General features: G+C 46.1%; 25 protein-coding genes. 19 read left to right on the forward strand and 6 right to left on the reverse strand.

Translation table 11 applies throughout. The features are described 5' to 3' along the window. Positions 1 to 37 precede the first annotated feature (37 nt). The 6 genes from A8709_RS26350 (at position 38) to spo0A (ending at position 6,146) form a co-directional block, all read left to right on the forward strand. Positions 38 to 868 (forward strand): TlyA family RNA methyltransferase, encoded by an 831-nt coding sequence (locus A8709_RS26350; RefSeq protein WP_065856731.1) that lies wholly within the window; start codon positions 38 to 40, stop codon positions 866 to 868. Between the two features lie 140 nt (positions 869 to 1,008). Then, positions 1,009 to 1,461, forward strand: a complete 453-nt coding sequence (locus A8709_RS26355; RefSeq protein ID WP_065856733.1) for a hypothetical protein — start codon at positions 1,009 to 1,011, stop codon at positions 1,459 to 1,461. A gap of 2 nt (positions 1,462 to 1,463) precedes the next feature. Beyond that, positions 1,464 to 1,913 carry a transcriptional regulator AhrC/ArgR gene (ahrC, locus tag A8709_RS26360; RefSeq protein ID WP_065856735.1) on the forward strand — a complete coding sequence of 150 codons (450 nt, stop codon included), beginning with the start codon at positions 1,464 to 1,466 and terminating at the stop codon, positions 1,911 to 1,913. Between the two features lie 15 nt (positions 1,914 to 1,928). Beyond that, positions 1,929 to 3,656, forward strand: a complete 1,728-nt coding sequence (gene recN, locus A8709_RS26365; RefSeq protein WP_065856737.1) for a DNA repair protein RecN — start codon at positions 1,929 to 1,931, stop codon at positions 3,654 to 3,656. A gap of 118 nt (positions 3,657 to 3,774) precedes the next feature. Beyond that, positions 3,775 to 5,115 carry a SpoIVB peptidase gene (gene spoIVB, locus A8709_RS26370; protein WP_065856739.1) on the forward strand — a complete coding sequence of 447 codons (1,341 nt, stop codon included), beginning with the start codon at positions 3,775 to 3,777 and terminating at the stop codon, positions 5,113 to 5,115. A 233-nt stretch (positions 5,116 to 5,348) separates the two neighbouring features. Further along, a complete protein-coding gene (gene spo0A, locus A8709_RS26375; protein ID WP_065856742.1) occupies positions 5,349 to 6,146 on the forward strand; it encodes a sporulation transcription factor Spo0A in 798 nt (265 codons plus the stop codon). A 145-nt stretch (positions 6,147 to 6,291) separates the two neighbouring features. Here spo0A and A8709_RS34225 read toward each other — a convergent pair whose 3' ends face one another. After that, positions 6,292 to 6,387, reverse strand: coding sequence for a YjcZ family sporulation protein (locus tag A8709_RS34225; protein WP_141692656.1), 96 nt, complete (start codon positions 6,385 to 6,387; stop codon positions 6,292 to 6,294). A gap of 414 nt (positions 6,388 to 6,801) precedes the next feature. On the opposite strand from A8709_RS34225, the gene A8709_RS26380 reads away from it, so the two are divergent. The 3 genes from A8709_RS26380 to A8709_RS26390 all read left to right on the forward strand — a co-directional run bounded on the left by A8709_RS26380 (position 6,802) and on the right by A8709_RS26390 (position 8,498). Beyond that, a complete protein-coding gene (locus A8709_RS26380; RefSeq protein ID WP_425262354.1) occupies positions 6,802 to 7,740 on the forward strand; it encodes an MBL fold metallo-hydrolase in 939 nt (312 codons plus the stop codon). Between the two features lie 95 nt (positions 7,741 to 7,835). After that, complete coding sequence (locus tag A8709_RS26385; RefSeq protein WP_065856746.1) at positions 7,836 to 8,249, forward strand: hypothetical protein; 414 nt, start codon at positions 7,836 to 7,838, stop codon at positions 8,247 to 8,249. A 9-nt stretch (positions 8,250 to 8,258) separates the two neighbouring features. Then, entirely contained in the window at positions 8,259 to 8,498 is a 240-nt protein-coding gene (locus A8709_RS26390) for a hypothetical protein (RefSeq protein ID WP_065856748.1), read from the forward strand. A 97-nt stretch (positions 8,499 to 8,595) separates the two neighbouring features. Here A8709_RS26390 and A8709_RS26395 read toward each other — a convergent pair whose 3' ends face one another. Further along, positions 8,596 to 8,862: a hypothetical protein gene (locus A8709_RS26395; RefSeq protein WP_065856750.1), complete on the reverse strand. Its 267-nt coding sequence runs from the start codon at positions 8,860 to 8,862 to the stop codon at positions 8,596 to 8,598. Between the two features lie 148 nt (positions 8,863 to 9,010). Here A8709_RS26395 and A8709_RS26400 point away from each other — a divergent pair, with 148 nt between their 5' ends. Then, complete coding sequence (locus A8709_RS26400) at positions 9,011 to 9,262, forward strand: hypothetical protein (protein ID WP_065856752.1); 252 nt, start codon at positions 9,011 to 9,013, stop codon at positions 9,260 to 9,262. A gap of 308 nt (positions 9,263 to 9,570) precedes the next feature. Beyond that, a complete protein-coding gene (locus tag A8709_RS26405; RefSeq protein ID WP_065856754.1) occupies positions 9,571 to 9,750 on the forward strand; it encodes a hypothetical protein in 180 nt (59 codons plus the stop codon). 74 nt (positions 9,751 to 9,824) lie between these two features. On the opposite strand, the gene A8709_RS26410 is transcribed toward A8709_RS26405, so the two are convergent. Next, complete coding sequence (locus tag A8709_RS26410) at positions 9,825 to 10,010, reverse strand: hypothetical protein (protein ID WP_065856756.1); 186 nt, start codon at positions 10,008 to 10,010, stop codon at positions 9,825 to 9,827. Between the two features lie 131 nt (positions 10,011 to 10,141). On the opposite strand from A8709_RS26410, the gene steA reads away from it, so the two are divergent. Continuing rightward, positions 10,142 to 11,299, forward strand: coding sequence for a putative cytokinetic ring protein SteA (steA, locus tag A8709_RS26415; protein ID WP_065856758.1), 1,158 nt, complete (start codon positions 10,142 to 10,144; stop codon positions 11,297 to 11,299). A gap of 42 nt (positions 11,300 to 11,341) precedes the next feature. On the opposite strand, the gene A8709_RS26420 is transcribed toward steA, so the two are convergent. Beyond that, positions 11,342 to 11,605 carry a DUF2627 domain-containing protein gene (locus A8709_RS26420; RefSeq protein WP_065856760.1) on the reverse strand — a complete coding sequence of 88 codons (264 nt, stop codon included), beginning with the start codon at positions 11,603 to 11,605 and terminating at the stop codon, positions 11,342 to 11,344. Between the two features lie 263 nt (positions 11,606 to 11,868). On the opposite strand from A8709_RS26420, the gene lpdA reads away from it, so the two are divergent. The 4 genes from lpdA to A8709_RS26440 all read left to right on the forward strand — a co-directional run bounded on the left by lpdA (position 11,869) and on the right by A8709_RS26440 (position 16,799). Continuing rightward, the gene (gene lpdA / locus A8709_RS26425) at positions 11,869 to 13,293 is read left to right on the forward strand and encodes a dihydrolipoyl dehydrogenase (protein ID WP_065856762.1); all 1,425 of its coding nucleotides are present in this window, start codon (positions 11,869 to 11,871) and stop codon (positions 13,291 to 13,293) included. Between the two features lie 121 nt (positions 13,294 to 13,414). Next, positions 13,415 to 14,425, forward strand: a complete 1,011-nt coding sequence (locus tag A8709_RS26430) for a thiamine pyrophosphate-dependent dehydrogenase E1 component subunit alpha (RefSeq protein WP_065856764.1) — start codon at positions 13,415 to 13,417, stop codon at positions 14,423 to 14,425. Between the two features lie 2 nt (positions 14,426 to 14,427). After that, positions 14,428 to 15,408: an alpha-ketoacid dehydrogenase subunit beta gene (locus A8709_RS26435; protein ID WP_065856766.1), complete on the forward strand. Its 981-nt coding sequence runs from the start codon at positions 14,428 to 14,430 to the stop codon at positions 15,406 to 15,408. Between the two features lie 53 nt (positions 15,409 to 15,461). Beyond that, on the forward strand, positions 15,462 to 16,799 hold the full coding sequence (locus A8709_RS26440) for a dihydrolipoamide acetyltransferase family protein (RefSeq protein WP_065856767.1): 1,338 nt from the start codon (positions 15,462 to 15,464) through the stop codon (positions 16,797 to 16,799). Positions 16,800 to 16,805: 6 nt separating this feature from the next. Here A8709_RS26440 and prli42 read toward each other — a convergent pair whose 3' ends face one another. Then, the gene (gene prli42, locus A8709_RS35510; protein ID WP_341833442.1) at positions 16,806 to 17,015 is read right to left on the reverse strand and encodes a stressosome-associated protein Prli42; all 210 of its coding nucleotides are present in this window, start codon (positions 17,013 to 17,015) and stop codon (positions 16,806 to 16,808) included. Between prli42 and A8709_RS26445 the strand changes: the two genes are divergently transcribed. Further along, positions 16,981 to 18,111 carry a M20/M25/M40 family metallo-hydrolase gene (locus tag A8709_RS26445; protein WP_065856769.1) on the forward strand — a complete coding sequence of 377 codons (1,131 nt, stop codon included), beginning with the start codon at positions 16,981 to 16,983 and terminating at the stop codon, positions 18,109 to 18,111. The two genes, prli42 and A8709_RS26445, sit on opposite strands and share 35 nt — an antisense overlap. Positions 18,112 to 18,158: 47 nt before the next feature. On the opposite strand, the gene mciZ is transcribed toward A8709_RS26445, so the two are convergent. After that, entirely contained in the window at positions 18,159 to 18,401 is a 243-nt protein-coding gene (mciZ, locus tag A8709_RS26450; protein WP_065856771.1) for a Z-ring formation inhibitor MciZ, read from the reverse strand. A 94-nt stretch (positions 18,402 to 18,495) separates the two neighbouring features. Between mciZ and A8709_RS26455 the strand changes: the two genes are divergently transcribed. Beyond that, the gene (locus A8709_RS26455; protein WP_065856773.1) at positions 18,496 to 19,050 is read left to right on the forward strand and encodes an NUDIX hydrolase; all 555 of its coding nucleotides are present in this window, start codon (positions 18,496 to 18,498) and stop codon (positions 19,048 to 19,050) included. Then, positions 19,051 to 20,232, forward strand: a complete 1,182-nt coding sequence (locus tag A8709_RS26460) for an endonuclease Q family protein (protein ID WP_065856775.1) — start codon at positions 19,051 to 19,053, stop codon at positions 20,230 to 20,232. The last annotated feature ends 60 nt before the right edge of the window (positions 20,233 to 20,292 follow it).

Genomic DNA, 20,292 nt, shown 5'->3' on the forward strand with positions numbered 1-20,292 from the left:
TCTAGTAAATGATTTGAATAGGAGTAACACACCATATATGTCATCGGATAAAGAACGATTAGACTTACTGTTGCTAGAGCAGGGGTATTTCGAAAGCAGAGAAAAAGCAAAGGCCGCCATTATGGCAGGCCTTGTTTTTGCAGATGAAGAGCCTGTTGATAAAGCAGGTATGAAAATTAGCCGGAAAGCCGTGCTGAAAGTGAAAGGTGCCTTACATCCTTACGTCAGCCGTGGCGGGCTTAAGCTAGAGAAGGCATTAAAGCTATTTGAAATTGATCTTCAAGGTGCTGTGATGCTGGATATCGGAGCTTCAACTGGTGGTTTTACGGATTGTGCGCTCCAAAATGGCGCTGCATCTGTCTATGCCGTTGATGTCGGCTATAACCAATTGGACTGGTCATTGCGCAATGATGAACGTGTTCATGTCATGGAAAGAACGAATTTCCGCTACACGAAATTAGAGGATTTGAATGGCCCAAGACCCACATTTGCCAGTATTGATGTTTCTTTCATTTCACTTCGGATTATTTTGCCGCCGTTGAAGGAGATCTTAGACCATCAAGGTCATGTTGTGGCGCTTATTAAGCCGCAATTCGAAGCGGGCAGAGAGAAAGTTGGTAAATCTGGTGTTGTTCGGGATACCGATGTACATATCGATGTTCTGACAACCGTGCTGAGCTTTGCTGAAGAACTCGGTTTCCGTTTGAAAGGACTAACTTTTTCACCTATCACTGGCGGCGAGGGCAATATTGAATTTCTGGCCTATTGGTCGAGCAATGATGCAGAGGATTCGATTGCCGCACCATCTACCATGAAAGACCTTATAGCAGCAACAGTCAAGGATTCACAGAAATTACATGGAAAATAAAACTCATCTTTGAGAACGCCTTTTGCGGCCCTGAGATGGGTTTTTTCAAATTAGGGCTATGGACAGCTTTGTCGTTATCCTTGCACAGGAATAAAGGATTTTCCAGCCGATTTCGCGAATACTATGGCGAGGTGAGGGACATGGAACAAGGCGATGTGAAAGTCATTTTGTTAATCCTAATCGGTATCATTGTCATCATTATTTGGCGATTCCAGAGGTGGTCAGGTGGTTCTGCACGCCGCCATAGTACATTTCCAAGGCAGATAGATATCCCCGAGGATGACGTTGTAGAGCTTCTAGAAGCCGAAGGCTTCGATGTTCTTGCGGGGAAGACCAAGATCCCCATCACCATGACCATTAACGAAAGAGAACAGCTGGAGAGTCGTTTATTTATTGATTATTTTGTGCAAAAAGAAGACGATGTGTATCTTGTTAAAGTGGCTAGAGATCGCAAGCCGCTGGAGATGACAGGGAGCGCTGTACGGGATATGCTGCTGCCCTACACCCTCATGTATCCGGAGGCGCAGGGCATCCTTTATGTCGATATCGCAGCGAACAAAATCAAAAAAATCATTTTTCACATAGAGGTGTAAGGATGAAGGGTCAACGGCATGTAAAAATCAGAGAAATCATTACGAATCATGAGATTGAAACACAGGATGAACTGGTTGAAGCGCTTCGTGCGGCTGGGTTTCATGTCACTCAAGCGACCGTTTCCAGAGATATCAAAGAATTGCACCTGATCAAGGTTCCTTTAGATGATGGTCGATATAAATACTCAATGCCGGCGGATCAGCGGTTCAATCCGATGCAGCGGCTGCGCAGGGCGTTAAGTGACCATTTTGTGAGTATCGATTATACGGATAATTTGGTTGTTATGAAATGTTTACCTGGCACTGCGAACACGATTTGCGCATTGATTGATAATTTGGAGTGGAACGGTGTGATGGGTACGATTTGCGGGGATGATACCATCCTTGTTATTTGCCGCGGGAAAGAGAATAGCTTAACTTTTGTGAATGAAGTCATGTCCTTATTATCATAATTTCAGGAGGCATTCATGCTTACAGAGCTTTCAATTCGAAATTTAGCTGTTATTGAACATGTTCATATTCGGTTTAAGTCCGGTTTTCATGTATTGACAGGGGAAACGGGCGCAGGAAAATCGATCATCATAGATGCTTTAACACTGATTGTTGGCGGGAGAGGTTCTTCGGAGTTAGTGCGTTATGGCGCAGATAAAGCGGAAATTGAAGCGATGTTCGAGTTGCCCCCGGCACACCCAGTTTGGCATACGCTTACAGAGCTAGGCATTACGGCAGATCCTAGTGAGCATTTAATCATTCGACGAGAAATCACTGCAACGGGAAAAAGCTCAAGCCGGATCAACGGTCAGCTGGTCAATATGACGATGCTGCGCCAAACTGGTGAATGGCTCGTCAATATTCATGGTCAGCATGAACATCAATCGCTGCTTCGTGTGGAAGAACACATCCATTCCCTTGATTTATTCGGAGCTGCGGAGATTGAGTCGGCCAAAGCTGCCTATCAGACAAGTTATGATCACTACATGAAGCTGCAGAAGGAATTGAATGACCTTCAAGAGACGAGTAAGCAAGCGCTGCAAATGTTAGATTTGTATCGTTTTCAAATTGATGAAATATCGTCGGCTAAGCTGAAAATCGGTGAAGATGAGACGCTGGCAGAAGAGAAGCGGAAGCTGGCGAATGCCGAGAAACTGTATCAAAGCTCCTCGGAGGCTTATGACTTCCTGTATGCTACGAATCGAGGACTAGATGCGACAGGTAAAGCGGTATCGCGCCTTCAGGATATTGTGCAGTTAGATCCTACGAATTTGGGGCCGCTTCTAGAGCAGGCACAATCTGCGTTTTATCAGTTGGAGGATGCGGCGTATCAGATCAGGGATTATCGCGATGGGATTGAGTTTAATTCCTCTCGGCTGGACTTCATTGAACAAAGATTAGACGCGATCACGTCTCTTCGCCGAAAATATGGAGAGAATATAAAAGAGATACTGAGCTATCTGGAGAAGATCAAGAATGAAGTCGATACGATTGAAAATAAAGATGAAATTATTCGTAAATTAGAGGACAAGCTTATTCTTGCTGAGAAACAGATGGGCATTCAGGCGTTGGATTTGTCTAACCTGCGAAAGGGAATTGCGAGTGATCTATCCGCACAGATCGAGCATGAATTGCGTGATTTGCAGATGGAACGGACGCAATTTCGCGTTCAGATTGCTCATATTATCGACGATCGCGGTATCGAAGTGGATGGGAATAAGGTTCGCTTTTCCCGGCAGGGCATCGATCAAGTGGAGTTCCTAATGGCTCCGAATCCAGGTGAACCGCTGCGCGGGTTAAGCAAAATCGCTTCAGGCGGAGAGCTTTCTCGGATCATGCTCGCCATGAAAGCCATTTTTGCACGGATTGATCAAATCCCGGTCTTAGTCTTCGATGAGGTTGATACGGGGGTAAGCGGCCGCGCGGCGCAAGCAATTGCGGAGAAAATGTCCGTCCTCTCACAAAGCTGTCAAGTGTTCTCGATTACTCATTTACCGCAGGTTGCCAGCTTCGCTGATGTTCATTTCTTTATTCGAAAAGAAGTGGATCAGGAACGTACCTATACTCGGGTTCAGGATATGCCAGATGCTGGCCGAATTGAGGAGCTCGCACGGATGCTTGGCGGCGTAGAAGTAACAGAGACCACGCTGCATCACGCAGGAGAAATGCTTACCATGGCAAAAAATAAGAAAGCAAGGGTATGAAAGTATAGATAGTCATCATTTACAGTTATAAAAGAAGGGGACTGGGGTTAACTTATAGGTACGCAATTGACGAGTTTATTCGTCAGGGCTCAAGGAATTGTGAAGGAGCGTGTTGATAGTGCAATCCAACAAAAGAAAAAGATTGTTCGGACTCTTGCTCGTCTTCTTCGTATGCTTGGTAAGTAGTTCCCAGCCTTTTCAGAGCTTTGCCTCCTTTCCACAAGAACTCCGCTTATTCAGCGGACAAGGGAAGCAGCTTCAGTTAACGATGCCGGTCAGTGCCCAGGTAACGGTCAAAGATACGGATATTGTGAAGGTAAACGGCAACGCCAAGCACTCATTTCAAGTTAATTTGAACGAACCTATTTCTCTTCAATCCGATCATTCAGGACAAACGGAAATGAAGCTGAAGCTGTTCGGAGCCATTCCCATCAAGACTGTTAAAGTGAATGTCGTACCTGATCTCAAAGTAATCCCAGGAGGCCAGACCATTGGTGTGAAAATTAAATCAGCCGGTATCTTGGTCGTAGGCCATCACTTGGTTACTGTTGCCTCAGAGCAAAAAGTTTCACCTGGGGAAGAGGCCAAAATTCAAGTCGGAGATTTAATTACCAAAATCAATGGCAAGGATTCCAAGGATGTGAGCAAGGTAGCGGAGCTTGTAGCCAAATCTGGTGAGAGCAAAAATCCTCTGGTCCTGCAAATTCTGCGGAATAATCAAGAAATCGTAGTCAAGCTGCAGCCTGTGTATGACGTTGTAGATAAGTCTTACCGCTTAGGGCTCTATATTAGGGATTCTGCTGCAGGGGTTGGCACATTGACCTTCTACGCACCGGATCAAGGCGTCTACGGGGCTCTCGGGCATGTCATCACGGATATGGACACACAGACACCTATTATTGTTGGCGATGGCGACATTGTGTATTCGAATGTAACTTCGATTTCCAAGAGTCGTGGAGGAGATCCAGGTGAGAAGCACGCTACGCTATACAAAGACAGCAAAGTGATTGGCAATATTGAACGAAACACAGCATTTGGTATATTCGGCAAAATGTATGGCGCACCCGATCATAGTTTAGATAAAGAGGCTATCCCTGTCGCCTTCGCAGAAGAAGTGAAGGAAGGTCCGGCCCAAATCTATACGGTGCTCGAAGGGCAAAAGGTGGAAAAGTTCGATATCGAGGTTGTCCATGTATCAAGACAAGATGTTCCCGCTACCAAAGGTATGGTTATCAAAATCACGGACCCGCGTTTATTAGATAAAACAGGTGGTATCGTACAAGGTATGAGCGGCAGTCCCATTATTCAAAACGGCAAATTGATCGGTGCGGTTACTCACGTCTTCGTGAATGATCCGACAAGCGGCTATGGCTGTTTTATCGAATGGATGCTGCAGGATTCCGGTATTATCCTTCGTCCCACAACGGGAGACACTGGCAAAGAACTAAAGGCTAGCTAGAAGCCTTTAGTTCTTTGTTTCATTTTTGCCTCATTCTACACGGGAATAGCGACTTACCTGTCTTCATGTCGAAAAATGTTGGAAACAGAAGATAAATATTATATTATATAAGAAAGTTAAAGAAATGAAAAGAAAAATAATATTCGACAGAAGGATTTTAAATAGAGCTGTCGAATAGTTTACTTAAGAGAGAAAACACTAACTTGTTACAGTAGCTAAAGGAGGATATTCAGTTGCAAAAAATTCAGGTGTTACTTGCAGACGATAATCGCGAATTTACCCATTTATTATCAGAGTTCATTGGTGAGCAAGAGGATATGGAAATTGTGGGCGTTGCGTACAATGGTAACGAAGTCCTTCGTTTTCTGGAACAGCAACGTGAGCTACCCGATGTTCTTATTTTAGATATTATCATGCCTCATCTTGATGGCCTTGGCGTTTTGGAGAAAATGCGTGAAATGAATCTGCCTTCCCAGCCGAAGATTATTATGCTTACTGCCTTCGGTCAAGAAAATATTACACAAAAAGCCGTGCAGCTTGGAGCCTCCTATTACATACTGAAGCCTTTTGATATGGAAACACTTACGAATCGTATCCGTCAGCTTGCTGGCAATGCTTCGACGGTAACGACGACATCCTCATCGCCGCGTGCCAATGTTGTTCATATGCCCAAAGGTAAAAACTTGGATGCGAATATCACGAGTATCATCCATGAAATTGGCGTACCTGCGCATATTAAAGGATATCAATACTTACGGGAAGCCATTACGATGGTGTACAACAATATTGAGATTCTGGGTGCAATTACGAAAACCTTGTATCCGGCTATCGCTGAGAAATACAAAACAACGCCGAGCCGCGTTGAACGTGCCATCCGTCACGCGATTGAAGTCGCTTGGACGCGCGGTAACATCGACAGCATCTCCTTTATTTTTGGATACACAATCAATATCTCCAAATCCAAACCGACGAACTCCGAGTTCATCGCGATGGTTGCTGACAAATTACGTATCGAACATAAGGTTTCTTGAGACAGTTAGTCTCTTTATACATGGTTGACCAAGAACGCTCTGGCTGAGCGTTCTTTTTTTTGCTTCAGCGGTATGTGAGCATGAAAAAGCAGAGAGACTACCTAGAAGGACTAGGCAGCCTCTCTGTATCCGTTTATTTACTTAATTACCAAACAAAAGCACTAGTGATAATTACCAACAAAATGAAAAGTACCAAGATAGCTGCTGAAGAATTATACCCTACGCCAGTTCCACAACTCATGAGTATCAACCTCCAAGGGGATTTGGTTTGTGTTTCGAGATAGCTTATGACTTTTTCCGCGGAATGTTTGGGCAAATTGGCTGATTGTGCTAGTGTCCCCCTTCGCAGAAATTAATGTTGAATTCGAAAAGGTCGCAAGAATTGTTGGAACCTTGCGGGAGGTTATTACGTTATTACACGTAGTCTACTCATTAAATAAATGAATTGACCCGTTAGAGCAAATGAATTATAGACAGCATGGAGGCAATTAAGATGTTACTGACGCTTGGGATTATTGTGGTTGTCATCGTTGTGGTTCTCATTTTTATGAAGGTGTATCCTGTATTTGGGCGGAAACCTTCCAAGGAAGTAGCTCGTGCTTATGCTAAATCTCCGCAATATGCGATCGGTAAGTTTGATAATCCATTTCCAGCGATGATGAATATGGGCTTTGCCACCACGCTCGGTATTTTGCGTGATATGCTCAAAGGAAGCCCGCATCGGCGTCCAGCTAAGCCACTGCCGATGGAAGTGCCGCAATTCGTGAAGAGCTCGGACACAACGGTGACATGGTTTGGACACTCAGCTAGCCTGCTTACGATGGACGGGAAGACGTTGCTGCTTGATCCAATGTTCGGCCGAGCACCTTCGCCGTTTCCTTGGATGGGCAAAAACAGATACAGCGGCGGATTGCCATTCGAGTTGGAACAGCTTCCGCACATTGATGCGGTGATATTATCCCATGATCATTATGATCATCTGGACTATGGCTCCATTATGAAAATCAAACACAAAGTGAATAGGTTCATTGTGCCGCTCGGTGTGGGCTCCCATTTGATTCGCTGGGGTATTCCTGCCGGCCAAATTGAAGAGCATGATTGGTGGGAGGAGCTCACTTTTGAAGGGCTGGAGCTTGCCTGTACCCCGGCGAACCATTTCTCGGGACGCAGCATAAACGATCGCGGGGCGACCCTTTGGTGCTCGTGGGTGATCAAAGGAAAGCAGTCCAGCGTCTTCTTCAGCGGTGACAGCGGGTATACACCTCATTTTAAGCAAATTGGCGAGAAATATGGACCTTTCGATCTCACGCTCATCGAATGCGGGCAGTACGATCAACGCTGGGCTGATATTCATTTGATGCCAGAAGAATCGGTACAAGCACACATGGATGTTAGAGGGAAAGTCATGTTCCCTATCCATTGGGGGGCTTTCACGTTAGCCATGCATGATTGGTTTGAGCCCGTTGCACGCGCCGCGAAGGTTGCTGAGGCGAACGGCGTCACGATGGTGACACCGCCAATTGGACAAACCATCACCTTGAAGGGGGCAGATGTGATGAGCTACCCGAAAGCAAAGTGGTGGGTACAAGGATGAAAGGATAAGGAGGAGTTGAACTGGCTACATGGCTCTTCACATGGTATTATAAATGAGGTTAATAGACAGAAGTGATCAGGAGTGTAGATAAGTTGATGTCCGAACAAAAAAGTGTACGTAAATTTCATTTCATAGCCGTTGTGCTAGGACTTGCCGTTGATAATATCGGAACGTTGTTATCATCAGGGTTGATTGGCAGTTTATTTTTTGCAAACTCTACGGAACAGGACGTTAGTGCCATATATTCTAACGCAGCTCTTATGATTTTCTTATTAGTGCTCGGCTTGTTCTGGACATTCCTAGGAGGCTTTCTAACGGCGAAGGTTGCTAAACGCGGGGAACTATTCAATGCAGCGATTATCGGGGTTATTGGGGCTGGTATTGGCTTTGATTCGATACTCACCAACGATGGTGTGCCCTTGTGGTATGAGTGGATTGGCTTTGTAGCGATCGTGCCTGTAGCTCTCATCGGGGGATATCTTGCCTTGAAAAGAAAGAAGACAACGTGATGATAAGGGGTGGGCGATCTGCCTAAATTCGCAAACATCAGTGAGGAAGCGACAGCTTTTCTTCGCAATCAAACGGGAAGCACACAGTTGGAATGTTATACGTATATTGATCCCGAGCAGACAGAAGCGAGTTTCTTTATTGTTAGAACCAGTAATAAAGTGATTCATGTTTCTTTTGCAGAGATCACCTATGATCCGAAGAACTACCAAAGCTTGCTGCAAGGGCTCTACCGAGCTATCTATGAATAAAGGTTAAGGACATTCAGGTGGAATGCTCCTTTGTACATCATACAACAATGAACCCCCTTAGCCGGCTGGCTAAGGGGGTTCGTCATGTTAGTTACGTTTATTTAATGAACGTCATCGCTTGATCAGCAATAGAGAATTTGTAACGATCAAGGCAATTGCAAAGATAATCTTTACGGCAGATCGGGCAAGGTTCTTTCATCAGACGGTTCAAATCCGTTACGCGACCGATTCCTGTTTCAGCGTCTCTTTCGAAGAAAAGACGACATTTGTTACGGTCTTTCAACGAAACAACGACTTCGAAAAGACCATTCTTTTTATTATCACTTACTATTGTTGCATCAACTACCTGCGGATCGTAGGCCATATTTATTTCCTCCTGAGAGTTTGCTCCGTAAAAGCTACCTTCTACTTCACAAAATCATAAATTAGCATGCTCTTATCTTTGTTAGCTCGGTTGCATTAGTATATTATATAAATAAAAAAGATTTAATTCAATAGGAGGACTTTCAGACGTGATCATGGACTATTGTGAACAGGAAATAACCGAGGAAAAGACGCTTCTTCACATCGGTCTTCAATTTGAGGATGAGCCTGATTCCTTGTATGTAGCGGAGTTGGAAATAGATGAGGATGGCGTTGTTGCGAGTTGGCAGTTGTTCTTTAATGGGTTCGATTGTAAGTACAATTTCCGGCCGTCGGAGAAGGCGGAAATGATGCATTATGCAGCCCAGCAGGGGATTACCATTCGTGAAGGGGATGAATAAGCAAAACAAAAGGAATCATCGCCATGTGAGTGGGTCAAATTCCTTGATTTGTGCTTATGAAGTTGTTTGATTTGCTGCTCGGCCAGAGTAGGTGTCTTTTTGGTGATCGGTCTAACGCCGTGCCAGTTTAAGCGATTCATGGTCGGGTCGAGTTTTCCTTCGCGTAAGCATCGCTGACGCATCTTTTGTGCTTGGGATCGTGCCATGCTGCATCCTCATTTCATAGGTTATTTTCTTCTTTATTTTAGACGAGTTTGAGGGTTATATACAATGGAAAGTTTATTTATAACAAATAAAGGGTGGTTCATTTGCGGATACAAATTCAGCTCGGAATTGGCGGCGAAATGCTAAAGAAGGAAGTGCTAGAAATTGCTGAGCATAAGCTTGGAGAGATGACGGACGAAGAAATTGAGCAAGCGATTGAAGTAAAAATCAGAACGTGGGTTGACCGGATGGTACAGGTGGAGTGGGAAGTTATTGAGGAGTAGCGAAATGCGGTGAATTATAAAAACAGCTCCCCAGATATCAGCCTGAGGAGCAGCAGCGCAAAACCTATGTATGTTTAGTGAACAATGGGGCTTACTCCTGTCTTTTGTAACGCGTGTTCCCAACTTGGGTAGTAATACAAGGCATTCTTCATTAGTTCAGGATGCAGCTTCTTCACATTCTTTTTAGCTAGTGATTCTCCTGTGCTGTGAAGCTGCACAATGTGGCCTAACACTTCATCAGCGCTCATGTTTAGCTCCATGGATGATTTCTCCTTTCTTCGAATATAAACCAATACTTGCCATCCAAGGGTTAAAATATACATAGAATTTTGTGGGATCGGGCAAATTAGGTAGACCATGAGATGACGTTAAGAAAGTCAGGTGTCTATCGATGAATTGGTCATCCCTATCCTTATTTACCACAAAGGGGAATCCGGTCTGCAAAGGGAAAATCTATATCGCTGCAAGTGAGCAGGAATCGTTTCAACATCTTCCTCCAAACCGCATCGTCGTATTGCCCTACGGAGATCTTGATGAGGAACAAGCGCAAGAACTCTTGAATCGTAAGGTAAAGGGTGTCCTTCATTGCACTCGTGCGATGAGTGGTGTTTATCCAACTCAGGGTCCGTTATTGCTTCTGCAGCAGCATATTCCGATCTGGGAGTTGGATGACGCGCTTCACATGCCGGTCAGCTTGCAAGATCAAGAAGTCGCTATTTATTCATCGTACATACAAGTGTCAGGGCAGTCTGTGGCTTGTCGATTGTTCACGCGAGAAGATTGGTTAGTGGCTCAGCAGACTGCGAATGAGCATGCATCTAAGAGATGGGAACCGTTTGTGGAAGACACGTTAACTTTCGCCATGCGTGAAAAACAGGCCGTCATGGCGCCGATGCCTGACATCGTCCTGCGTACATCATTTGAAGGCAGACATGTGGTTATCGTTGCGAGCGGAACAGGGCATAAGAAGGACTTACTAGGTGCTAAGAAGGTGATTAGTACCTTTAATCCAATTCTGATTGGAGTTGGTCAAGGTGCAGATACCCTATTAGCCAACGGCTATACGCCAGATATCATCGTGGTGAGTGATGTGGATTACGTGTCGAGTCGTTTTTTGACATGCGGAGCGGAAATCATTATCCACACGATACCCTCTGAACCGGGTGGCAACATGAATCCATCTTTGGACGCCTATGCCTATCATATGTTGCCTTGCTTCGGGAATAGTGAAGATGCAGCCTTGTTACTTGCTTATGAGAAAGGCGGAGAATGGCTTATTACGGTTGGTGTGGATGCGCATCTGCGTGATTTTCTGGCGAAAGGAAGTAAGGACATGGGGAGTGCGCTGCTAGTGCGCATGAAAATTGGAGCACGTCTCGTAGATATCAAAAGCTTATGTGCCCTGGATGTAAAGCCAAGTCTGTGGGCGCGCGAGGGGATTTCAACCATCGTTTTATCTTGTATATTCGTAGCGCTGAGTATGTTTCAGTTGCATTGGGTATTGAAAAGAGCAGCTCACGTGGTCTGGAAACTCGTTGGTGTGGAGTGAATGATGTATCTTAAAATAAAAGGACCGGACGCAGCGTCCGGTCTATTTGGTGCGTTTAGGTTTGAATCTTGGCGCAAGGTAATTGCGCTTACGATCGCGGAAGAAGGTCCATCCGCCAATAAAGGCTACGCCCAGTACGAATAAAATCAGACCTAAGAAAAATTTTCCCCACAGCATGCCGGTATTCGTATCCGTATTGAATTGAGCGAAAAATGCGTCCTTCATCGCGAGAAATCCATACGTAGCGGTTAAACCAGGAATAACAAGAATGAGAATAGCAACGAAACGATAGAAGGGTGCTTTCATAACGACTCCTTATGTGACGTGAAACATCTTTTTCTATAAATATAAGAATGGATATGTTTCACAATGATAATACGGCTATGTGTTTGGGTAAACGTAAGAGCCCCTAATGGCGATGCAGCCGTTTATTCTACATCATACTCTGAATCTGCGAGTGTGTCTAATTCACAAATAAGACTATGACTTCCATCCCAAAAAAGGGTAATATAATAGAGATATGCGTATACATATGACGAGTAAAAGGTTTCATAGGGAGGAAAACATTCATGAGTGAACATAGATATGATGTCGTTGTACTAGGTGGAGGAATTGGCGGATATACCGCTGCAATTAAAGCTGCACAGCTTGGCAAGTCTGTCGCTATCGTCGAGAGAGACAAGATGGGGGGCACCTGCTTGCACCAAGGCTGTATCCCAAGTAAGGCTTTGCTGCGCAGCGCAGAAGTGTATGCTTCTATGAAGCATAGCGATGATTATGGCATTTCAGCGGAATCGGTTACGTTGAACTTCGAACGAGTTTTGGGGCGTAAAGATCAAATTGTAGAGCAATTACATCAAGGTCTTCAGTTTTTAATGAAAAAAAATAAGATAACGATACACCACGGAAATGGACGAATTATCGGACCTTCGATCTTCTCGCCGCGAAGTGGTGCTGTTTCTGTTGAGAAAGAAGACGGTGATATTGAAACATTGCTTTCGAGTAATCTGATCATTGCGACGGGATCCAGGCCCCGCAGCTTGCCAGGACTAGAAATCGATGGGAAATCGATTCTAACTAGCGAAGATGCCCTGCGCATGGAGACGCTGCCTAAGTCGATTATTATCGTTGGCGGTGGTGTGATCGGCGTAGAGTGGGCTTCGATGCTGAGCGATTTTGGAGTCAATGTGACCATCGTTGAAGTCGATAAACGTCTAGTTAATTTAGAAGATGCGGATGTCTCGAAAGAGCTGGAGCGTCTATTTAAGAAACGCGGCATTAAATTAGAAACAGGTGCGAAGGTGCTAGCTGAATCTGTGAAGGTGACAGATGGTGGGGTTACACTGCAGGTGGACAAGGGTGGCGAGTTGCAGGAGCTTTCTGCGGAGCGGGTTCTTGTCTCTGTTGGCCGGGTAGCCAATGTTGAAGGTATGGGGCTTGAGAACACGGATATCAAAATCGATAAGGGTGTTATTCGCGTTAATCGCTTCATGCAAACAACGGAATCGCACATTTACGCGGTTGGTGATGTCATTGGAGGATTAATGCTGGCGCATATGGCAGGCCATGAAGGCATTGTTGCGGCCGAGCATATTGCTGGCCATCAACCTGACGAGCTTAAGACGCATCTCGTATCCAAGTGCACGTATACAAGACCTGAGATAGCTAGTGTCGGTTGGACCCAGCAGCAGGCAATGGATCAAGGTCACCAAGTGAAAGTTGGTAAATTTAGTTTCAAAGGCATCGGGAAAGCACTGGTCTATGGGGACTCCGATGGTTTTGTTAAAGTCATTGCCGATAAAGACACCAATGATATTCTTGGGGTTCACATGATTGGTCCGCAAGTAACGAACAGTATTACAGAGGCTGCGCTAGCTCAGCTTCTCAATGCGACACCGTGGGAAGTGGGACAAACAATCCACCCGCATCCGACGCTTTCAGAAGCTTTGGGTGAAGCGATGCTGGCTGTTGATGGAATTGCAATTAACGGATAAATTTACCCGATAAAAATTGTAATCATAAACGTTTGGGTTTATAATAAGCTTATAGAGTCAAGTACTAGGACCAGGTATTAAGTTTATTCGGTCAACTAATCCCACTAAGGAGGCAAACTCCATGTCCATTGGTCAGCTATATAAGCATAGAAGTTTAGGATTATCGGATGATGAGGCCGTACGTATGTATACGGTTATGAGTCTTACTGCTAAATATGATGAGCGTGCTTTCATGTTACAACGCGCAGGTAAAATTCCTTTCCATGTATCGGGAATGGGGCAATATGCGGGGCAAGTTGGTATGGCTTTCGCTATGCAAGCACATAAGGATTATTTCTTACCCTACTATCGAGATTATGCATTCGTGCTATCCGTCGGAATGACCGTTAAAGACCTTATGCTGGCTGTTTTCTGTAAAGCTGAAGATGTGAACAGCGGTGGCCGACAAATGGCGGGTCATTTCGGTGATAAGAAAAATCATATCGTAACGGGATCTTCTCCAGTTACTACGCAAGTGCCGCACGCAACAGGATTTGCGCTTGCTGCCAAAATGAAAAAACAAGATTTCGTTACGTTCGTTTCTTTCGGCGAAGGCTCCAGTAATCAGGGAGATTTCCACGAAGGCTGTAATTTCGCAGGTGTTCATAAGCTGCCAGTTATTTTCGTATGTGAAAATAATCAGTACGCAATTTCGGTTCCCCTACATAAGCAAGTGTCGGGCAAAATCGCTGATCGTGCGATCGGTTACGGTTTCCCAGGCGTGCAAGTCGACGGCAGCGATGTCCTTGAAATGTACCGTGTAACCAAAGAAGCGAGAGAAAGAGCAGTCCGCGGTGAAGGTCCAACATTGATCGAGATGATGTCTTACCGCCTTATGCCACATTCCACATCGGATGATGACATGTTGTACCGGACGAAAGAAGAAGTCGAAGAAAATCGCCAGAAAGACGGCATTTTAAAATTCAAAGAGTACCTTATCGCTTGTGAACTCTGGAGCGAAGAGCAAGACGCAGCGCTGCAAGAGCGTCAGAAGCAAGAAATCAATGAAGCGACGAAGTATGCAGATCTTGCCCCTTATCCGAAGCCGGAAGATACGCTTCTTCATGTCTATGCGGAAGGAGATGGCAAATAAAGATGGCTGTTATTACGTATTTGGAAGCAATCCGCTCTGCGATGCAGGAGGAAATGCAGCTCGACGAGAACGTATTCGTCCTTGGTGAGGACGTAGGGAAAGGCGGCGTTCTTAACACGACCAAAGGGCTTCGCGATGTGTTTGGCGAAGAGCGCGTGTTGGACACGCCTCTGGCAGAGTCGGCAATCGTCGGTGTAGCCATCGGCGCGGCGATGTATGGCATGAAGCCGATCGCAGAGATCCAATTTGCCGATTTCATCTTCCCGGCCACGAATCAAATTCTAAGCGAAGCAGCGAAGATTCGCTATCGCTCGAATAATGACTGGAGCTGCCCGATCGTCATCCGTGCACCGTATGGTGCAACTGGCGCAGGAGCTTTGTATCACTCGCAGTGCCCGGAGTCCGTGTTTTTCGGCACGCCTGGTCTGAAGATCGTAGCCCCATCCAATCCGTATGATGCGAAGGGCTTGTTGAAAGCGGCGATCCGTGACGCTGACCCTGTCCTTTATTTTGAACATAAGAAATGCTACTTAGCCCTGTCTGCCGATGTTCCAGATGAGGATTATATCGTTCCGATCGGTAAAGCGGATGTGAAACGACAAGGGACAGACATTACGGTCATTGCTTATGGGATGGTTGTGAATTACGTGCTGCAAGCTGCTGAGGAATTGGCCAAAGAAGGTATTTCCGCTCACGTGCTTGATCTGCGTACCTTACAGCCGCTTGATCGCGATGCGATTCTAGAAGCTGCGAGAAAAACAGGCAAGGTGCTGATCACGCATGAAGATAACAAAACTGGCGGTGTCGGTGCGGAAGTATCGGCCATTATCGCGGAAGAATTGTTATTTGAATTGGATGCGCCAATCGCAAGATTGTGCGGACCTGACGTTCCTGCGGTAGGAAGCAATCCACCGATGGAGAAGTTCTTCCTTCTGAATGCAGATAAGCTGAAGGATGCTATGCGTCAACTTGCGCTATTCTAGTCCGTATGTTCGTCATTATCCATGATCTTTCCCGACATTAGGAGGTACCACCTATGAACCAAACCGGCCGCCTTACCGAGGTAACGGTTCCGCATTTGGCGGAGAGTCTCGTTTCGGCTACAATCGGCAAATGGCTCAAGAAGCCAGGCGATTATATTGAACAATATGACGTTCTCTGTGAGATGTTCACGGAGAAAGTAAATACAGAAATGCCGAGCCCGATTGAGGGTAAGCTGATCAAAATTATTGTTGGCGACGGCGAAACCGCTGCTGTTGGCGAAGCGATCTGTGTCATTGAAGAGCCTGCAGGCTCTTCGGTGAACACAGCTTCCGCGGCAGATACGCAGCTTGCAAGTGCTGCACCATCGGAAGAGTCCGATCAAAGCATGCGCGGACGCTTCTCACCAGCGGTACATCGGCTTGCACAAGATAACCGTGTAGATTTGGCGCGCGTGGCAGGAACAGGACTTGGCGGTCGTATTACCCGCAAGGATGTCGAGACCTTCATCGCTTCTGGCGGCGCTAACGCGACTCCAGCGGCTGTCCAAGCGGCAGCACCAGCTGTAGCTGCACAAGCAGTCACACCAGCGGTTGAAGAGACGGCAAGCCAGCTTGTTCGCAGCTCGGGCATTCATTTGTCATCAAGTCCACAAACACCGCTGAGCGAAGCGGAAGGTCACAATTATGATGCGCAGAATGAACATTTCATTGATGTAACGCCAATGCGCAATGCGATTGCCACGAAGATGCGCCAAAGCGTGACGGAAATCCCGCATGCATGGACGATGATCGAAGTAGACGTGACGAATCTCGTTGTTTTACGTAACAAGGTGAAGGACGAGTTCATGCGCCGTGAGGGCATTAACTTAACATATTTGGCGTTTATGCTGAAGGCTGTCGTCAACGCAATCAAAGACTATCCAATTATTAACTCAGTTTGGGCTGTTGATAAAATTATCGTGAAGCGCGATATTAATATTTCCTTGTCCGTCGGGACGGAAGATTCCGTCATGACACCCGTAATCAAAAAGGCTGATCAAAAAAATATCGCAGGTTTAGCTAGGGAAATCGATGAGTTATCGAAGAAGACACGTGCGGGGAAACTATCGCTAAACGATATGGTTGGTGGTACGTTTACCGTAAATAATACAGGCTCCTTCGGTTCGATTCTCTCCAACCCAATCATTAACTACCCGCAAGCGGCGATTGTGTCGTTTGAATCGATCGTGAAGAGGCCTGTTGTGATTCAAGATATGATAGCGGTGCGTTCCATGGTTAACCTTTGTTTATCACTCGATCATCGGATTCTCGATGGTGTCATCTGTGGCAGGTTTTTGCAAAGAGTAAAAGAAAATTTAGAAAGCTACAACGCGGATACTAAAATTTACTAAATGCGCTTAAGAGCTAAAAAATAAACCGGCTGTAAACAATAGGCTGGATAACAACATCACGATGAGCATAATGTAGATAACAACTTTGAAAATTTTCTTATTCTGTAGCACGTGATTCACTCCTTTTTCGAAAGCTTGTACTGCTTTATTGTAACTCAAAGTGTGTATCGGAGGAAAGTACATGATTGAACAAGAACGTTTAGTCAAAGAGTTCATTTCGCTCGTGCAAGTGGATAGTGAGACTAGATTTGAACAAGAGATTTGTGTTGTACTCAAAGAAAAATTTAGCAGCCTGGGCTTGAAAGTTGTCGAAGACGATTCGATGGCCAAAAGCGGTCACGGCGCAGGAAACTTAATCTGCACCTTGGAAGCGACAGATGCAAATCCTGCGATTCCTACCATTTTCTTCACTTGCCACATGGACACAGTAGCGCCTGGCAATGGCATCAAGCCGCAAATCGGTGAAGATGGTTACATTCGAAGCGATGGCACGACAATTCTTGGAAGCGATGATAAAGCTGGGATTGCCGCGATGCTTGAAGGTATTCAAGTCTTGAAGGAGCAGAACATTCCGCATGGTCGCATCCAGTTCGTCATTACCGCTGGGGAAGAAAGCGGCTTGAAGGGCGCACGTGCGATGGAGCGCAGCAGTATGGAAGCAGAATATGGCTTCGCGCTAGATTCCAACGGTAATCTTGGTGCCATTGCAACAGCAGCACCAGGACGTGCGGAAATTGAAATCATTTTCCATGGCAAAACAGCACATGCGGGTGTGAATCCGGAAGATGGCATCTCAGCCATCCAAGTGGCTAGCAAAGCCGTTTCACGGATGTCTTTGGGCAGAATTGATAATGAGACGACTGCGAATATTGGCAGCTTTTCTGGCGTTGGCCCGCTTAATGTGGTATGCGACAAAGTGAAGATGGAAGCAGAAGCGCGCAGTATTGTTCAGCATAAGCTGGAAGCGCAGATTGAAGCGATGCAAAAAGCTTGTGAATCAGCGGCAGCAGAAGCAGGCACCACGTGTGAATTCAACGCTGATATCGTTTACGCGTCCTATATGCACGATGATTCAGCGCCAATTGTGCAATTGACATCTCGGGCAATGAGCACGATTGGTTTAACAGCGAAAACCTTCCATTCTGGTGGAGGTAGTGACGCTAATATTTTCAACGGTATGGGCATTCCTACTGTGAATTTGGCCGTTGGTTATTTAGACATACATACGGTCAAAGAACGCATCGCAATTAGCGATCTTGTCAAAACTGCTGAGCTCGTCGTTGCGCTCGTGAAGGAAGCAGCGAAGGTGTAAAACCACGGAACATGAAGAAAAACCGATTCGTCCGCCTGATGGCGCGGCTAATCGGTTTTCATTTTATAGAGAGCCATCCGAATAAAAAACGTAGGCTTATAGACGGGAAACGGGATAATACGGCCTGTAACAGAGTTGACGTTTAATCTGCTAGGCGCGTGGGGACCTGAAAGATAATCGGCTACCGTCACATGGGGACCAGCCTGTTGAAGCATTTGACTAAGGAGATGTTTGATTTCCCATGCTTTTCCCACTAGTCGAATTTGCTTTTCGCTCACATAGCTCTTCATAATCGAGTCCCTCTTTTCAGGAAAATATTTGATATAATGAACGATATGCAAGAAGTGGACAAGTTAGACCAAATGAATAGGATGAGGTGCTAGAATGACAGATCATAAGAAATTCGAAGAAATTACAACAAGCAGTGAAATGATTTTCAAGGGTAAAATGATTTCCTTACAGGTCGATCAGGTTACGTTACCTAATGGTGGCACAGCATCCCGTGAGATCGTGAAGCATCCTGGTGCTGTCGCTGTAATCCCGCTGCTGGGAGATAGAATGATCGTTGTTGAGCAGTACCGTAAGCCGCTGGAGAAGAGTCAGGTCGAAATTCCAGCAGGTAAGCTTGATAGTGGGGAAGAGCCCTTGAAAGCCGCGTTACGCGAATTGGAGGAAGAGACAGGGTATCGGACGGATAACATCCGGTTGGTGAGTTCCTTTTATACTTCGCCAGGGTTTGCGAATGAGATTATCCACATGTATATCGCCGAGGATCTGGTGAAGGGGACGGCGAATCCGGATGAGGACGAGTTCCTCGATTGCGAAGCGATTACGCTGGAGCAAGCGCAGCAATACATGAACGATGGGCGTATTAGCGATGCGAAGACCATCATGGCCATCTATGCGTGGCGATTGTATCTACTAACTGGGCAAATTTAGATGCTGAAGGATTATTATGTGGATCTCCATATTCACATTGGTCGAACGGAGAAGGGGCAAGCGGTCAAAATCAGCGCTGCTAACAACCTCACATTTTTCAATATTGCGCACGAGGCGGCGAATCGCAAAGGGATGGAGATGATCTCCATCATCGATACCCATTCCCCCTCTGTGCAGGATGAGATCATGACGTATTTGGATCGTGGCGACATGGTGGAGCTTGACGGCGGCGGCATTCGCTATGGGGATACATCCATTATTCTGGGCAGCGAAATTGAGGTCAGAGACCCCGGAATGGGGCCTGCTCATCTATTGGCCTATATGCCGAATTTACAGGTCATGCGTGACTTTACAACCTGGATGAGCCGTCATATGAAAAATGTGGAGCTGAGCTCGCAGCGCATTTATGTGCCTGCACGTACGCTGCAAGATGAGGTGCTGGGCAGGGGAGGGATTCTGATCCCTGCCCATATTTTCACTCCGCACAAGAGCGTGTACGGGAGCGCAACAAGGCATATGAACGATCTGTTGGATGCAGCACAGATCCCAGCTGTAGAGCTTGGTCTAAGCGCAGATTCAGAGATGGCGGGCTACATATCGGAATTAGATGAGTTTACTTACGTGACGAACTCTGATGCGCATTCGCTGGCCAAGATCGGCCGTGAATATAATCAAATACGGATGGCTGCGCCGACCTTCAGTGAGTTGGTTCTTGCGCTGCAGCGTCAAGAAGGACGCGGGGTTACGGCGAACTATGGTCTGAACTCACGGTTAGGGAAATATCATCGGACCTATTGCAGCATCTGTGAAGCGGTGCTGGATGAGGAAGAAACAGGTGTAGAGCGCTGTGTGAATTGTGGCAGTCCCAAAATTGTTCGAGGAGTCATGGATCGGATTATGGCAATCGCAGACCGTGAGCAATCGTATCAGCCAGCTCATCGCCCGCCTTATCATTTTCAGATACCGCTCGAATATATCCCTGGATTAGGTCCTAAGAAGCTGGAGCTGCTTCTAAGCCATTTCGGAACGGAGATGAATGTCTTGCATCGCGCAACACCTGAGGCGCTCACAGCGGTCATTGGGGAAGAGATCACGTCATACCTTGTGAAAGCACGAGAAGGCGCATTAACTCTGGAGGTTGGCGGCGGCGGAAAGTACGGTAAAGTGAAAAATCATTCATAGTTTGAAGCGCTCGCTCATAAGCTTGTCTTTGTAGAGGTTGTACTACATGAGAAGGGAGCG

Source organism: Paenibacillus pectinilyticus (assembly GCF_001700435.1).
GTDB lineage: Bacteria > Bacillota > Bacilli > Paenibacillales > NBRC-103111 > Paenibacillus_E > Paenibacillus_E pectinilyticus.

Coding starts and splice junctions, on each gene's coding strand:
- A8709_RS26460 (WP_065856775.1), top strand. CDS start 19,051: ATGCTGAAGGATTATTATGTGGATCTCCATATTCACATTGGTCGAACG.
- A8709_RS34225 (WP_141692656.1), bottom strand. CDS start 6,387: ATGAGTTGTGGAACTGGCGTAGGGTATAATTCTTCAGCAGCTATCTTG.
- A8709_RS26385 (WP_065856746.1), top strand. CDS start 7,836: ATGTCCGAACAAAAAAGTGTACGTAAATTTCATTTCATAGCCGTTGTG.
- A8709_RS26350 (WP_065856731.1), top strand. CDS start 38: ATGTCATCGGATAAAGAACGATTAGACTTACTGTTGCTAGAGCAGGGG.
- ahrC (WP_065856735.1), top strand. CDS start 1,464: ATGAAGGGTCAACGGCATGTAAAAATCAGAGAAATCATTACGAATCAT.
- A8709_RS26410 (WP_065856756.1), bottom strand. CDS start 10,010: ATGGAGCTAAACATGAGCGCTGATGAAGTGTTAGGCCACATTGTGCAG.
- A8709_RS26435 (WP_065856766.1), top strand. CDS start 14,428: ATGGCTGTTATTACGTATTTGGAAGCAATCCGCTCTGCGATGCAGGAG.
- recN (WP_065856737.1), top strand. CDS start 1,929: ATGCTTACAGAGCTTTCAATTCGAAATTTAGCTGTTATTGAACATGTT.
- A8709_RS26455 (WP_065856773.1), top strand. CDS start 18,496: ATGACAGATCATAAGAAATTCGAAGAAATTACAACAAGCAGTGAAATG.
- mciZ (WP_065856771.1), bottom strand. CDS start 18,401: ATGAAGAGCTATGTGAGCGAAAAGCAAATTCGACTAGTGGGAAAAGCA.
- A8709_RS26380 (WP_425262354.1), top strand. CDS start 6,802: ATGATGAATATGGGCTTTGCCACCACGCTCGGTATTTTGCGTGATATG.
- steA (WP_065856758.1), top strand. CDS start 10,142: ATGAATTGGTCATCCCTATCCTTATTTACCACAAAGGGGAATCCGGTC.
- lpdA (WP_065856762.1), top strand. CDS start 11,869: ATGAGTGAACATAGATATGATGTCGTTGTACTAGGTGGAGGAATTGGC.
- prli42 (WP_341833442.1), bottom strand. CDS start 17,015: ATGAACTCTTTGACTAAACGTTCTTGTTCAATCATGTACTTTCCTCCG.
- A8709_RS26420 (WP_065856760.1), bottom strand. CDS start 11,605: ATGAAAGCACCCTTCTATCGTTTCGTTGCTATTCTCATTCTTGTTATT.
- A8709_RS26445 (WP_065856769.1), top strand. CDS start 16,981: ATGATTGAACAAGAACGTTTAGTCAAAGAGTTCATTTCGCTCGTGCAA.
- A8709_RS26430 (WP_065856764.1), top strand. CDS start 13,415: ATGTCCATTGGTCAGCTATATAAGCATAGAAGTTTAGGATTATCGGAT.
- A8709_RS26355 (WP_065856733.1), top strand. CDS start 1,009: ATGGAACAAGGCGATGTGAAAGTCATTTTGTTAATCCTAATCGGTATC.
- A8709_RS26395 (WP_065856750.1), bottom strand. CDS start 8,862: ATGGCCTACGATCCGCAGGTAGTTGATGCAACAATAGTAAGTGATAAT.
- A8709_RS26440 (WP_065856767.1), top strand. CDS start 15,462: ATGAACCAAACCGGCCGCCTTACCGAGGTAACGGTTCCGCATTTGGCG.